This window comes from Amycolatopsis sp. CA-211722, from assembly GCF_056828465.1.
Genome location: NZ_CP184752.1, coordinates 4,411,920 through 4,424,730, shown reverse-complemented (window position 1 = coordinate 4,424,730; position 12,811 = coordinate 4,411,920). Strand labels below are relative to the sequence as shown.

Annotated in this window: 11 protein-coding genes and 1 pseudogene; 6 read left to right on the top strand and 6 right to left on the bottom strand. The window is 69.3% G+C overall.

Translation table 11 applies throughout. From position 1 onward, the window contains the following. Positions 1-3: 3 nt before the first annotated feature. Both ACOCEP_RS21385 and ACOCEP_RS21380 read right to left on the bottom strand, forming a co-directional pair. Complete coding sequence (locus ACOCEP_RS21385; RefSeq protein WP_482330754.1) at positions 4-804, bottom strand: siderophore-interacting protein; 801 nt, start codon at positions 802-804, stop codon at positions 4-6. A gap of 289 nt (positions 805-1,093) precedes the next feature. Next, on the bottom strand, positions 1,094-1,492 hold the full coding sequence (locus tag ACOCEP_RS21380) for an SgcJ/EcaC family oxidoreductase (RefSeq protein ID WP_482330753.1): 399 nt from the start codon (positions 1,490-1,492) through the stop codon (positions 1,094-1,096). 112 nt (positions 1,493-1,604) lie between these two features. Between ACOCEP_RS21380 and ACOCEP_RS21375 the strand changes: the two genes are divergently transcribed. Next, a complete protein-coding gene (locus tag ACOCEP_RS21375) occupies positions 1,605-2,279 on the top strand; it encodes a TetR/AcrR family transcriptional regulator (RefSeq protein WP_482330752.1) in 675 nt (224 codons plus the stop codon). A 236-nt stretch (positions 2,280-2,515) separates the two neighbouring features. On the opposite strand, the gene ACOCEP_RS21370 is transcribed toward ACOCEP_RS21375, so the two are convergent. Genes ACOCEP_RS21370 through ACOCEP_RS21355 form a run of 4 tightly spaced genes read right to left on the bottom strand, consistent with a single transcriptional unit; the run spans position 2,516 to position 6,400 of the window. Continuing rightward, positions 2,516-3,538, bottom strand: coding sequence for a GNAT family N-acetyltransferase (locus ACOCEP_RS21370; RefSeq protein ID WP_482330751.1), 1,023 nt, complete (start codon positions 3,536-3,538; stop codon positions 2,516-2,518). Continuing rightward, positions 3,532-4,575 (bottom strand): GNAT family N-acetyltransferase, encoded by a 1,044-nt coding sequence (locus ACOCEP_RS21365; RefSeq protein WP_482330749.1) that lies wholly within the window; start codon positions 4,573-4,575, stop codon positions 3,532-3,534. Before ACOCEP_RS21365 ends, ACOCEP_RS21370 begins: the two co-directional genes overlap by 7 nt. After that, complete coding sequence (locus ACOCEP_RS21360; RefSeq protein WP_482330748.1) at positions 4,572-5,660, bottom strand: hypothetical protein; 1,089 nt, start codon at positions 5,658-5,660, stop codon at positions 4,572-4,574. The genes ACOCEP_RS21365 and ACOCEP_RS21360 overlap by 4 nt, the downstream gene beginning before the upstream one ends. 14 nt (positions 5,661-5,674) lie before the next feature. Continuing rightward, positions 5,675-6,400: a hypothetical protein gene (locus ACOCEP_RS21355; protein WP_482339781.1), complete on the bottom strand. Its 726-nt coding sequence runs from the start codon at positions 6,398-6,400 to the stop codon at positions 5,675-5,677. Positions 6,401-6,720: 320 nt separating this feature from the next. On the opposite strand from ACOCEP_RS21355, the pseudogene ACOCEP_RS21350 reads away from it, so the two are divergent. From ACOCEP_RS21350 to ACOCEP_RS21330, 5 genes and pseudogenes are all read left to right on the top strand, one after another. After that, a pseudogene (locus tag ACOCEP_RS21350) lies at positions 6,721-7,674 on the top strand (glycosyltransferase family 2 protein); the annotation flags it as partial. Beyond that, the gene (locus ACOCEP_RS21345; protein WP_482339780.1) at positions 7,675-8,955 is read left to right on the top strand and encodes an ATP-grasp domain-containing protein; all 1,281 of its coding nucleotides are present in this window, start codon (positions 7,675-7,677) and stop codon (positions 8,953-8,955) included. Then, a complete protein-coding gene (locus ACOCEP_RS21340) occupies positions 8,952-10,229 on the top strand; it encodes a hypothetical protein (protein ID WP_482330746.1) in 1,278 nt (425 codons plus the stop codon). Before ACOCEP_RS21345 ends, ACOCEP_RS21340 begins: the two co-directional genes overlap by 4 nt. 20 nt (positions 10,230-10,249) lie before the next feature. After that, complete coding sequence (locus ACOCEP_RS21335) at positions 10,250-12,052, top strand: carbamoyltransferase family protein (RefSeq protein ID WP_482330744.1); 1,803 nt, start codon at positions 10,250-10,252, stop codon at positions 12,050-12,052. Beyond that, positions 12,049-12,759: a hypothetical protein gene (locus tag ACOCEP_RS21330; RefSeq protein WP_482330743.1), complete on the top strand. Its 711-nt coding sequence runs from the start codon at positions 12,049-12,051 to the stop codon at positions 12,757-12,759. The genes ACOCEP_RS21335 and ACOCEP_RS21330 overlap by 4 nt, the downstream gene beginning before the upstream one ends. Positions 12,760-12,811: the final 52 nt, after the last annotated feature.

The window sequence follows — 12,811 nt, the reverse complement described above, 5'->3', positions numbered from 1 at the left end:
AGGCTACGCGTTCCGCTCGGCCTGTTTCTCCAGTCGCCACGCCTCGTCGGTCTTCCCGATCCGCCAGTATCCGGAGATCGACAGCAGGTCACGCCGCATGCCCCGGTCGTCCAGCAGATGACGCCGGAGGTCACGGACGAACCCGGCCTCGCCGTGGACGAACGCCTGCACGACACCTTCGCGCCAGTCGAGCGCGCGGACGGCGGCGGCGAGGTCTTCGCCCCGGCTCCGGTGCAGCCAGGTGATCCGCGCGTCGCCCTTGGTGGTCAGCGACTGCTCTTCGGCCGCGTCCTCCACGAGGATGAACGCGTGCACGGGAACCCCCGCCGGCATGGCTTCCAGTGACGCGGCGATCGCGGGAAGGGCGCTCTCGTCACCGGCGAGGAGATGCCAGTCGGCCTCCTCGCCCGGCGCGTACGCCCCGCCAGGTCCGGAAACGAGCAGTTCGTCGCCGGGTTTCGCGGCGGCGGCCCACGGCCCGGCGACGCCCTCGTCACCGTGATGGACGAAGTCGAGCACCAGCTCGCCGAGGTTCGCGTCGAAGGCCCGGACGGTGTACGAGCGCATCCGCGGCCACTGCTCGCGCGGCAGCTCTTCGCGGACGCGGGCCAGGTCGAACGGTTCGGGGTAGGTGACGCCCGGCACCCGGAAGTGCACCTTGACGTAGGCGTCGGTGAAGTCGTTGGGCCGGAACGAAGAGATCTCTTCGCCCCCGGCGACGATCCGGACCATGTGCGGGGTGATCCGCTCGGTGCGCAGCACCCGCAGCCGGGTCGCCGACACCGCTTTCCGCGCCTCGGCCATGCACACTTCCTTTCCGTGGTTAGGTGAACCTAACCGAGCGTACGCCTCTCGCCGTCGGGCCGGGCCAGGTCTCCCATCATCCGATCAAAGCTCTCGCCGACCCGCCCGGCGAATCCGACGCGGTGTATTCGCCGCGATACCACCAGCCACCCTGCTGGGCGAGGAAACGGCGCTCGGCGTCCCTCTCGAAACCGGGGTTGTACGGCCGGGCCCGCAGCGTCTCCGCAAGCCGTGCGAAGACTTCCGCCGCCGGCGCGGGGGGCCACGCCGGACACCTCGACCAGGAGCTTCACGAAGGATCGCTCACCCGGGTGTTCTGGAACGATGCGACGCGCCAGCCGCCGGGCTCCTCCACGAGCACGTACGTCAGCGTCGATTCCCGGCCCGGCTCGGGCTTGCCGCCCGACAGCGAGGATCCGCCGCCGGACACGACGATCGCGACGTCCGGCCGGACGAACCGCACCTTGGCCTCGCCGCCCGCCACCAGCTTCGATCCCTTGAGCGGCCCCTCGAACAGCGACCGGTGCGCGCTTTCGATCATCGCCCGCCCAGGCATGTTCATCCCGAAAAAGGTCACGTAGTCGGCGTCGTCGGTGAAGTGCGACGCGTACGCGGCCGCGTCGCCGTCGTTCCACGCGTCGGCGAGCTTGCCCAGCACGGCCAGGACTTCGGCCTGACGGTCGGTCATGGTTTCCTCCAGTTTGACGAACACTGTTCGTTTGACGAACACCGTTCTACAAGCGAACGGCGTTCGCGTCAAGTAGAGTTCCCGGCGAACCCAGGATCAGGAGGCGTACGAAGTGAGCAGGCCCCGGCGTCGCGCCGAGAAACCCGTGCTGTCCCAGGAGCTCGTGGTGAAGACGGCACTGGATCTCCTCGCCGCCGAGGGGCTGGACGCGGTGAGCATGCGGCGCGTGGCCCAGGCGCTGGAGACCGGTCCGGCGTCGCTCTACGCCCACGTCGCGAACAAGGAAGAGCTCCATGAGCTGATGGTCGACCACGTCCTCGCCTTCGGCCCGTTCCCGGAGCCCGATCCGGAGCGCTGGGTCGAGCAGGCGAAAGACCTGCTGCGCGACAACGTTCGCGCGCTGACGTCGGTCCCCGGGATCGCCAAGATCGCGTGGGCCATCCCCGTCCCGGTCGGCGCGAACGCCTTGCAGCAGGCCGAAGCGATGCTCTCGGTACTGCGCGCAGGCGGCCTCGACCTCAAGCGGGCCCTGTTCGCCGCCGACGCGTTATGGCTCTACGCCAAGGCTTTCGCGTACGAGGGCGCGGGCTGGCAGCACGGCGACATCGACCTGGCCGAACAGGAGGAACGCGGCGAGCGGATGGTCGAGTACATGACGTCGTTCCCGCCCGGCACCTTCCCGAACCTGCTGGCTTCGGGTGAGTACTTCACCGCGGAGACCGCGCAGGAACGTTTCGAGTTCGCGATCGATCTCTTCTTGCGAGGCTTGACCACCACCGCCTCGTGATCCGACCTGGCGACGTGTTGCGAAAGCCACTTTCGCAACGTTGAAGGTTGCGAAAGTGGCTTTCGCAACATCTCTCGGGGCGCATGGCCGGGGCGAGCGTCGGACGGGCCCGGCCGTGACCAGACGGACGACACAGGGCAGAACCAGGCCGCGCGCGTGTCGTCCATCCGATCACGCGTGTCGTCCATCCAGTCACGCGTGTCGTCCGTCTGATCACGCGTGTCGTCCGGCCGAGCTCAGAGCAGCGCCACCGCGGCCGCGTACTGCGGCACCAGATGAGCCCCCAGTGAGGCCTTCATCTCCGACATCTTCTTCCCGAACACCACCCGTGGCCGCCCGGTTTCCACCGCCCAGCGCACGGTTTCGCCGTAGAAGTGGAAGTACAGATCGGGCCGCCCGCCGAGTTCCGGTGGCAGAGCCGCCCAATGGCGCGCGATCGGCAGTGCCGGGTGGTCGAGAAGGGTCGCGATGGCGATCGCCCGGCCCGTGGCCGTCTCGCGGTACTCGATGACGTGCACGTCCGGTTGCCGCAGCAGGGCACCCACGTAACCCACGAACGCCGGAAGCGGCACGATCGGCACATCGTGGTGTTTGGTCTCGTTGTACCGCAACAATTCCGCGATCTCGACCGGATCGGCCTCGGCCCCCGGCCGCACGCGCACACCGACCGACGCGTCGGCGTCGATGGTCCGGAAGATCTTGCGCAGGTTCTGCTTGCGCTTCCTGGCCAGCGAGTGCATCCAGTCGTCCCGGCTCGAGAACGGCGTGACGTCGAGGACGGCGACGTCCTCGGTCCGGCGCACCATCTTCAACCGACCTCGGACACTGTCCACTCCGGACTCGCCGACCTGCCGTACCAGCAGTGCGCGCAGGCCGAAGCCGAGTTCCGCGCGCATGGCCGGAACGAACGAGTCCAGCAGCATGCCGACGCCGCCGTCCTCGTCGGCGCCGTCGAACCACCACCCCGGCATCGCTCCCGAGCCGGGCGAGCGGACGTCGAGACCACCGAACCGTCCGCGTCCCGCCGGGCGGGCGAACCGGTGCCGCCGGGTGAGTCCGGTGACCCAGGCGGAGCTGACCACTCCCCGCGGCTCCCCCTGTTCGAGCAGGACCGTGACCGGCTGCTCGGTGCGCGCCGCCCACGCCTGAGTGGTGAGCACCTCCCAGCTCCAGTCCGCGCGCAGCCCGGCCTTGGCCCGCAACGTCTTCCAGTACGCGGGCTCCGGATCGCGCCGGGGGTCCAGCACTTCGATCACCATCGTGTCACCGGTCTCGGCACGATGACCCCGAGCAGCGGGACCGGCTGGAAACCGAGTGTCGCCTTGAGCTCGGTCAGCCCTCGTCCCATCGACAGCGACTTCCGGTTGCCTTCGATCATGTAGCGCACGTTCCGGACGACGGCCTCGAAATACAGGTGCTTCGGCCGTCCCTCCTCCGGGGCCAGCGCGGCCCAATGCTGGTGCAGCGGCGCGACGGGATGGTCGAGCACGTTGGTGAACGCGAGCAGCCTGCCCTCGCCGTCGTGGTAGGTCGAGGTGATCACGTCCGGCCTGCGCACGAGCTCGCCGAGGTATTCGGCGGTGACCGGGCCGCGCCGGTCGAACTTCACCGGTCCCATCCGCTCACGATGCTCCCGCAGCATGGTGGCCAGTTCCAGCGCGTCGAGGTCGGTGCGGCCCGCCTCGGTGCGGACGATCACGGCCGGATCGGCGGCGATCTTCTTCGACTGACCGCGCAGGCTCAGCCGCCTGCTCCGGCGCAGCGACGCCAGCCATCCGTCGACGTCGACGAATCGGTTCTCCAGCACCGAGGTCGGCATCGTGTCGCGCACGGGCCTGCCCCGCCCGGTCAGCATGTCGAGCGACTCCGGCTCGACGGTCCGGTAGAGGACGCCCAGGCACCCCGGGCCGGTGAAGCGGCACACGGCGCGCTCGAACCGGCGCATGATCTCCCGCCGGTCGGCGGCGTCGACACCGTCGGCGAACAGCCACGGCGGATATCCGGACAGCCACGCGTGCTGCACCTCGACCCAGCGCGGACCGAGCCGCGCCACGCCGCGCACGGCACCGGGGCGGTCCGGCGAGACCGGGGCGCACAGCATCGCCAGTACCGCGGCGACGATCTCGCCTCCGTCACTGATCACGGTGAGCGCGTTCGGGCTGCGCGAAAAACGCGACTCCATCCGCAGCAGCCCGTAGTCCCACGGAACCGGTGCCTGCTGTGCGGCGAGGAATCCCGCCCAGCCCTCGGGTTCCGGATCGGTCCGCGGGTCGAGCACCCGCACTTCCCAGCTCATCGGCCCAGCACCGGTCTCGGCACGGCGACCGACACCAGGGACCGGGTGCCGAAGCCGAGCGCGGTCTTGTTCTCCAGCATCGCCCGGCCGGCGGTCAGCTCGGGGCGCCGGTGCGTGATCATGTGCTCCACTCCCCTGGCGTAGAAGTCGACATAGAGTCCTTTCCGTCCCCCGCCCGCGCTCGGCAGCGCGGCCCACTGGTGCAGCGCGCAGCCGTCGTCGGAGTCGAACAGCGTGCCGAATCCCAGCAGCCGCCCGGATCCGTCACGGTACGTACGGGTGACGACGTCCGGACGGCGGACGAGCGCGTCCAGATAGGACGGTGCGATCGGGCTGCGGGTGTCCATGTGCAGCCCGCCGAACCGCGACCGCTGACCGCCTGCCCAGGCGCGGTCGTCCTGCCTGGACCGGTGTGCGTTCAGCAGCACGGCGAGTTCGTGGCAGTCCAGGTCCCGGCGGGCCGGCGCCGCCTCGGTGCGCAGATCCCAGTCTTCACGCAGTTCGTGCAGCGTCTTCCGGGTCTCGTCGCCGAGCGCTCGCTCCCATTCGTCCACAGTGGAGTAGTCGTTGGCCAGCACGGCGGCCGGGTCGATCTCGCGGGACATCCGGCCTCGGCCGTCCAGCGCCGGGAGGAGTTCCGGATTCATCGCGCGGTAGATCAGGCCCAGCAGTCCCGGGCCCAGATGGGCGCACAGTGCCCGCTCGAACCGGCGGACCAGTTCCCGCCGCTCGGTCTCGTCCAGCCGTTCGTCGAGCACCCCGGCGGGATACCCGCTGAGCTGCCAGAGGTAGGCCTCCGCCCAGCGCGGACGGAACCGTCCACCCAGGACGGACAGCGGCGCGAAGTCGCCCGCCCGCCAGCTCCGGCACACCATCACGGTGAACGCGCCGACGATCGTCCCGTTCCGGCGGAGCACCGCGAGCACCGCCGGGTTCTTCGCCATCCAGGCTTCCCGGCGCAGGACGTCGTACTCCCACACCGGCCACAATCGCGCCCGCCGCAGGAACCCTCTCCAGCCTTCGGGTTCGGCCGCGCTTCTCGGATCGAGGACCTCGACCTCGAACGTGGTGCTCCGTGCCGCCACCTTCGTCGTCCCCGTCACGTGAGCACGACCGGTGTCCCGTGTCGCGGGCACGGCGCGATCCCACCCCGGACGCCGCCCGCCGGGAGCACGTCCACGAACCGCGGGGACTCCTGACGCAGCAACGTGAACGCGAGACCCCCGGTCGTCGGGCGGGCGTAGACGCGGGGCCAGTCGAGATGCCACCGGCCGCATTCCTCGATCGCGCCCAGGTAACCCAGCGCGGGATCGTGGAGCACCCCGTACGGTCCCGAGTCCATTGTGTCCAGTTCTCGTCGCGGTACGGATTCGACCCGGTACGCACGGTCCTCGGGCAGTGCCGCCGCGAAGACGGCGAGCTGCTTGTCGTCACCGATCGCGAGCACGCGGCGTCCGCGGCGGAGCTCGGCCGACAGTTCCGCCAGGACACCCGGCGCCGGTACGTCGGGATCCACCACACAGCAGCGAACTCCACGCGGCAGGTCCACCGGCGCCCGCACCTCGTCCCCGCCGAGCACGACCACCAGCGCGTCCCCGGTCACCGAACGTGCCTTGCGCAGCACGGGACCCAGCCCTCGGCTCGGCTCGATCCGTTGTGTGCCACCGGCGAGCGGGACGAGGTCGACGATCTTGCGCACGGCCTCGGCCAGCGGCGCCGCTCCGGAGTCCGTCCCGGTGCGACCGGGCACCAGCACGGGATCCGTCCGGCCGTCGAGCGCCCAGCGCTCCCGGTAGAACGGCACCGTCGCGAAGGCCGACCGCACGGACCGCCGGTAGGCGGCACGCCAGGCAGCGTTCACCCCCACTGTCCACATGGCGCGCAAGCTTGCGTCATCGGCGCCGGTTTGGGAATACCCCGCGCCTGGTTCATCCGGTTTTCGGCCGACTTCCCATCTTTTCGACTGAGCTGAAAGGACGAACTTTCGGTATGTGCTGGCGAGAACAAAGCAAGTCTGCCTATAACACGGGAACTTTCGAGCCGGTACGACCTGCCGGCGCCTGGGGCAAGGGGACTCATGAATCGTGAAATCACGACGAGTGACGCTACGAACACGATAGCGCACTCACCGCGGGGATTCGACAGATGAGCTGGTCGATACCCGGACCCACGCGGAGCGGACTCACCGTGGTCGTCCCGTGCTTCAACGAAGTCGACAACGTCGAGCCGTCCTACCAGGAGATCGTCTCCGAGTTGGGAAATCTCCCACTCGAACTGCTCTATGTGGACGATGGGAGCACCGACGGGACGCTGGACGTCATCCGGGCGCTCGCGCACACCGATCCTCGGGTGCGGTACGTGTCCTTCACCAGGAACTTCGGCTTCGAAGCCGCTTTTTCCGCCGGTTATCGGTACGCGGGGAAACCGTGGCTCCTGCACATCGACGCGGATCAGCAGTTCCCGGCCTCCGAAGCGGGGAAATTGATCATCGCGGCCGAGGCGGGCAACGACGCCGTTTTCGGTGTTCGCACCAATAGACAAGATCCCTTACTGAGACGCTGGGGTACCGCTGCCTTCCATTTCCTCGGCCGCCGTGTGCTGCGCATCGAGATCCCGCCCGGCGCGACGGCGTTCCGCCTGGTGCGCACCGAACTCGCGCGCAAGATCGTCGATCTCCGCCTGGGCACCCCGTACTTCCTCGCCACCGTGCCGAGGCTGACCAGCCGCTACACCACGGTCCAGGTGGCACACCGGGCCCGTGAACGCGGCGAGTCCAAAGTGGGCTTCGGTTTCCTGTCCTCGCACGCGATCGAGTTGTTCGTCGGCTTCACCCGGCGGCTGACGACGGTGGCTTCGACCACCGCGATGCTGACCGCCGGGATCGCGGTACTCGCCGGGATCGCGGCCGCCACCGGTCTGCTCGGCTTGACCGCCGCGTCGTCGCTGACGTTCGTCCTGTTCTCCGTGCTGCTCGCGGTGCTCGCGCTGACCGTCCGCTACCTGGTCGTGGTCGGCGCGGGACAGCCGCGGCCACGGCAGTTCTACATCAGGGAAGCCAACTTCCCGGTCGACGAGGACGACCGGCTCTACGCCTCGGCCATGGCCGAGGTCCATCCTGGGGAAAGGCAAGCGGGAGTGAAGAAAACCGAAGACACGGCGGCGGCACGGAGCCTGGTGATCCTGGGCGGCGCCGACGGTTCGGTCAGCACGTACCACCGGGCGCGGGAACTCGGGTTCCGCACCATCTGCGTCGACGTCCGCGCGAGCGCGCCCGCCGTGGCGCTGGCCGACGAGTTCGTCCAGGTCAGCGTCCGCGCGCCGGAGCAGATCGCGGCGGCGCTCGACGGACGGGATGACATCGCCGGGGTGCTCTGTCCCGCCAGCGACGTCGGGTTGCCCACGCTCGCCTGGCTCACCCGGCATTGGGGCCTGCCGGATCCGCTGCCCGAGGCCGCCGTCGCCGCTTCCGTCGACAAGTCGGTCTTCCGGGAACTCTGTGACCGGTTGCGCTTGCCGACCTACCGCAGTGTCGGCGGTAAGCCGGGCCCGGATCTCGTGCTCGCCGCGCAGCAGCTGCGGTTCCCCGCATTGGTGAAGCCGGTCGACTCCTCCGGGAGCCGCGGCGTGGTCTCCTGCGCGAGCCCCGGCGGCCTGACCACGGCCTTTTCCGACTCGCTCGCGTTCTCACCGTCCGGCAGGCTCGTCGTCGAAGAACACCTCGATGGCTCGCACTACACGATCGAAGCGCTCGTGGTCGACGGCCGGATCGTGTTCCACGCGGTCACCCTCCGGACGTTGACCCCGCCGCCGTTCTTCGTGACGGCGTCGCATCTGCTGCCCGCCGGGCTGCCGCCGGTGGTCGACCGCGCGCTGCCGGTGATGCTGGCCGCGCTGTGCGGGGAGCTCGGCTACCGCACCGGGCCGCTCACCCTCGACGCGGTCCTCGGCCGTGACGGGAAGTTCTACCTGATCGAGATGGGCGCCCGGATGGGCGGGAACGGCCTGGCCGAGGCGATCGAGCACAGCACCGGCGTCGACCTGATCGCCGCGGGGATCGCCGCCGCGACCGGCGACGAGGTCGTGCTCTCGCCGCGCGATCCGCGGCCGACGCTCATCCACATCCTCGCCTCCGACCGCGGCGGCCGGATCGTGCGCATCGAAGGCGTCGACGAGGTCCGCGCCATGCCCGCGGTCCACAACCTGGAACTGTTCGCGGAGCAGGACTCCTACGTCAAACCGTACGAGCAGGCCGGCCACAAGATGGGCTACGCGGTGCTTTCGGCGCCGACGGTGCCCGAGGTGCTCGCGGCCGAAGACGAGTTGCGCGGCACGCTGAAGTTCCTGCTCGACGAGCAGGGGATGGCGGTACCGCTCCCTTGACCGGAACCTCGCTCACCGGTGCCGGCACCGCGTCGATCGCGGCGCCGAAGCCGTCGATGGTGCTCCGGCTGCTCGCCGGGCGCGGCGTGTTCCGGCTGGCGATCCAGGCGATGGGCCTGGTGCTGATCACCGCGTGGGGCGCGCACGACTACGGCCGGTTCGCCACCGCGCTCGGGCTGATGACCTGGCTCAACTTCGTGCCGTCGGCGGCGGAGAAATCGGCGCTGAAATGCCTGCCCAGGCTGCGGAGGACGCGGGACGCGGTCGCGGCGCTGGCCGTCCGCGCCGCCGTCGTCCCGGTGCTGGTGGTCCTGGCGGCGATGGCGGTCGCGCTGATCGTCGCGCCGGGCTCGGACGCCGCGCTGTACCTGACGGCGGCGGGCTGGTCGATCTCCGGCGGGCTCCTGATGACGGTCTCCGGCCTGCACCGCTTCACCGGCAAGTCCACTTTGGACGCGCTGGCGTTCACCGCGGGCGCGCTGGTGGTCGGCGCCGTGACGGTGGGCACCTGGTTCGTCCGCTGGTCGCCGTTGACCCACCTCGGCCTGCTGCTGGGCGGGATCCTGCTGATCCTCGGCTTCTCCGCGGCACTGCTGCCGAGGAAGTGGCTGCACGTCCAGCGGATCGAGGGACATCGGCTCCTGCCCGCGTTCGGCCGGACCACCGTGCTGCTCGGGACGACCGAGGTGCTGGACGTCCTCGCGACGTCGACGGTGTTCGGGGTGCTGGCGCTGGCGGGACGGACCGTCGACAGTGGACCGTTCTACGTCGCCTTGCTGGCGAGCAGCGCGTTCTGCTCGTTGCTGTTCTACCAGCTCCGGGTGCACCAGCCGTCGGTTTCGGCACGGCTGCGCGGAAGCGGGGCGGCGGCGGGGCGGGCCCGCGCGGTCGAACTGCTGAAGCTGGTCGAACGGGGCTCGCTCGCGTTCCTCGTCGTGGTGGGCGTCGCCCTCGTGATCCCGGCGGCCCGCACGATGCTGACCGCTGAAGACACCGTCGGCGCGTACCTGGTCCTCGGCGTCTTCGTCCTGGTCGAAACGGTGTTGTTCGCCGTCCAGCTCTACGCGGGCTTCCTGATCGAGAACACCAACAGCAAGGTCCTCACGCTCACCGCGTCGGCGTCGATCGCCGGTCTGGTCGCCACTCCGGCGGCCGCCGCCGCGCTCGTCCCGGCGATGGGACCGGTCGGCGGGTTCGCCGCCCTCGTCTTCGCGATCGGCGCGCGGGCGCTCGTCCTCCGGCGGCTGCTGCGCCGCCACCACCCCGAACTCTGAACGTCGCACTGGAGAAGGAAATGTACGTACTGGGAATCAGCAGGGTCCACGACTCGGCGGCCGCGCTCGTGCGCGACGGCGAGATCATCGCGTTCGCCGAAGAAGAACGCTTCACCCGGAAGAAGCACGACGGGGACTTCCCCGCGGAGGCGATCAAGTTCTGCCTGGAGCGCGGCGGGATCACCCTCGCCGACGTCGACCATGTCGCCTACTACTGGCAGCGCTGGCGCGAAGGCATCCACGCGGCGAAGGTGTTCGCCAAGTACTTCCCGGCGACACTGGAGGTCTTCCGCAACCAGAACGGCGACGAGGGCGGCTCCTCGGCGGGAATGGTCGAGACGTTCAAGACCGGTGGCGGCAAAGGGGTCGACGACTATCACGTCGGCGGCGCGGTGCTCGCGCACATCAAGCGGTCGTTCACGCTCGAACGCGACGTGAAGGAGGCCGTGGGCTGGACCGGCCCGACGAAGTTCAAGACGCATCTGGTCGACCACCACAAGGCGCACGCCGCCAGCGGGTACTTCATCTCGCCGTGGGAAGAGTCGGCGGTGCTCACCTTCGACGGGATCGGCAGCGACGGCACCGCGACCTATCTGGGCCACGGCAAGGGAAACCGGATCACCGACATCCGGCGGATCAAGTTCCCGCACTCGCTCGGCGCGATGTACGCCGGCGTCACCGGCTATCTCGGCTTCTACCCCACCCGTGACGAAGGCAAGATCATGGGGCTGGCGCCGCTGGGCAACGACACCTACGTCGACGCGTTCAAGCAGCTGATCCACCTTGACGACGACGGTGGCTACGAGCTCGACCTGAGCTTCTTCGGCCACCACCGCACCGGCAAGCACGTGATGTCGAAGAAGTTCACCGACCTGTTCGGTCCCGCGCGGCCCAAGACCCGGGTCACCGCGGAGAACCCCGTGCCGCAGCACTACTGCGACGTCGCCTACGCGTTGCAGGTCACCCTGGAGGAAGCCGGGCTGCACCTCGCGCGCTGGCTGCACCGGGAAACCGGGTCGCGGCGGCTGTGCGTCGCGGGCGGTGTCGCGCTGAACAGCGTGATGAACGGGCGGATCCTGCTGGAAACGCCGTTCGAGGACTTCTTCGCCCAGCCCGCCGCCGCCGACGACGGCTGCGCGCTCGGCTCGGCACTGGAGGTGTCGGTCGGCAAGTACGGCAAGCCGCGGCCCCGCGACGGCTACACCTACACCGGCCCGGACTACACCGAGGCGGAGATGGAACTCGCGCTGCAGGACGCCGGGGTCCGCTACACCAAGGTCGACGACATCGCCGCTCACACGGCGAAGAAGATCTCCGAGGGCAAGATCATCGGCTGGGTGCAGGGCCGGATGGAATGCGGGCCGCGCGCGCTCGGCAACCGTTCGCTGGTGGCCGACCCGCGCGACCCCGACTCGAAGACGCGGATGAACGAGAAGGTCAAGCACCGCGAGGCGTTCCGGCCGTTCGCTCCGTCGTGCCTGGCGGAACGCGCGGGCGACTGGTTCGTCAGCGACTACCCGTCGCCGGTCATGCTGCTGGTGTTCGACGTCCTGCCGGACAAACGCGACGAGGTCCCGGCCATCACGCACGTCGACGGCACGGCCCGCGTGCAGACGGTGACCGAAACGGACAACCCGTTGTACTACCGGATGATCAGCGAGTTCGAGAAGATCACCGGCGTGCCGATGGTGGTCAACACCTCGTTCAACGACAACAACGAACCGATCGTCGCCAGCCCGGCCGACGCGGTGGCCTGCTACCTGAAGACCGATGTCGACGCCCTCGCCCTCGGGCCGTTCTGGGCAGAGAAGGACGACCTGTGACCGCGACACTGCCCGACACCGACGGCTGGGTTCCCGCGCTCTACCGGCGGCGGAAATGGCTGTGGCTGGTGCCCGCCATCCCGGCCGTGGTGACCACCCTGCTGATCATGGTGATCCTGCCGCCGGACCAGACGCTGGACAACGTCGTCGACTGGGCCTTCAAGCTGTGCCCGTTCGTGTTCGCGGTCGCCACGGTGGCGCTCTTCCCCCGGACGAAATGGGGCCCGGCGCTGATCGTGCTCGCGGTGTTCGTCTACATGTCCTATTTGGACACCGAGCTGATCATGCGGATCCAGGCGTTCGCCAGGAACGCCGCCACCGACGAGAACGCCTTCCAGCCGGTGTACCAGTTCGAGCTGTTCATCGTGACGTTCATCGTCCTGTTCGGGCTGATGGCGTACCGGCTGGGCGGCGGCCGGACGGCGAACGTGCTCAAGACCGGGATCGCGGCGATCCTCGTGGTGATCTCGGGCGCGAACGACCTCACGTTCTGGGCGCTCAACGACGTCTGGGCGGCGGGGACGAAACCGACCGAGCTGAAGTGGGCTTCACACATGATCGTGTTCCTCGGCGGGCCGCCGAGCGTCCCGGTCGCGGTGGTGTTCATGCTGGTGCACCTGGTGCTGGCGGCGGTCGTGGTCGCGCTGCCGGTGGGCCGGTGGGTGGACCGAGCACTCGGTCTCGCTTCGACCTCGCGCGAGGCATAGGTCGGCCGGCACGTGTCGCGAAAGCCACTTTCAGGACGTTGGATGTCTCGAA

What these genes read in the sequence shown, in the direction of transcription:
- ACOCEP_RS21370 (WP_482330751.1), bottom strand. Translation starts at nt 3,538, where the DNA reads ATGGTGATCGAAGTGCTGGACCCCCGGCGCGATCCGGAGCCCGCGTAC.
- ACOCEP_RS21365 (WP_482330749.1), bottom strand. Translation starts at nt 4,575, where the DNA reads ATGAGCTGGGAAGTGCGGGTGCTCGACCCGCGGACCGATCCGGAACCC.
- ACOCEP_RS21335 (WP_482330744.1), top strand. Translation starts at nt 10,250, where the DNA reads ATGTACGTACTGGGAATCAGCAGGGTCCACGACTCGGCGGCCGCGCTC.
- ACOCEP_RS21380 (WP_482330753.1), bottom strand. Translation starts at nt 1,492, where the DNA reads ATGACCGACCGTCAGGCCGAAGTCCTGGCCGTGCTGGGCAAGCTCGCC.
- ACOCEP_RS21385 (WP_482330754.1), bottom strand. Translation starts at nt 804, where the DNA reads ATGGCCGAGGCGCGGAAAGCGGTGTCGGCGACCCGGCTGCGGGTGCTG.
- ACOCEP_RS21345 (WP_482339780.1), top strand. Translation starts at nt 7,675, where the DNA reads ATGGCCGAGGTCCATCCTGGGGAAAGGCAAGCGGGAGTGAAGAAAACC.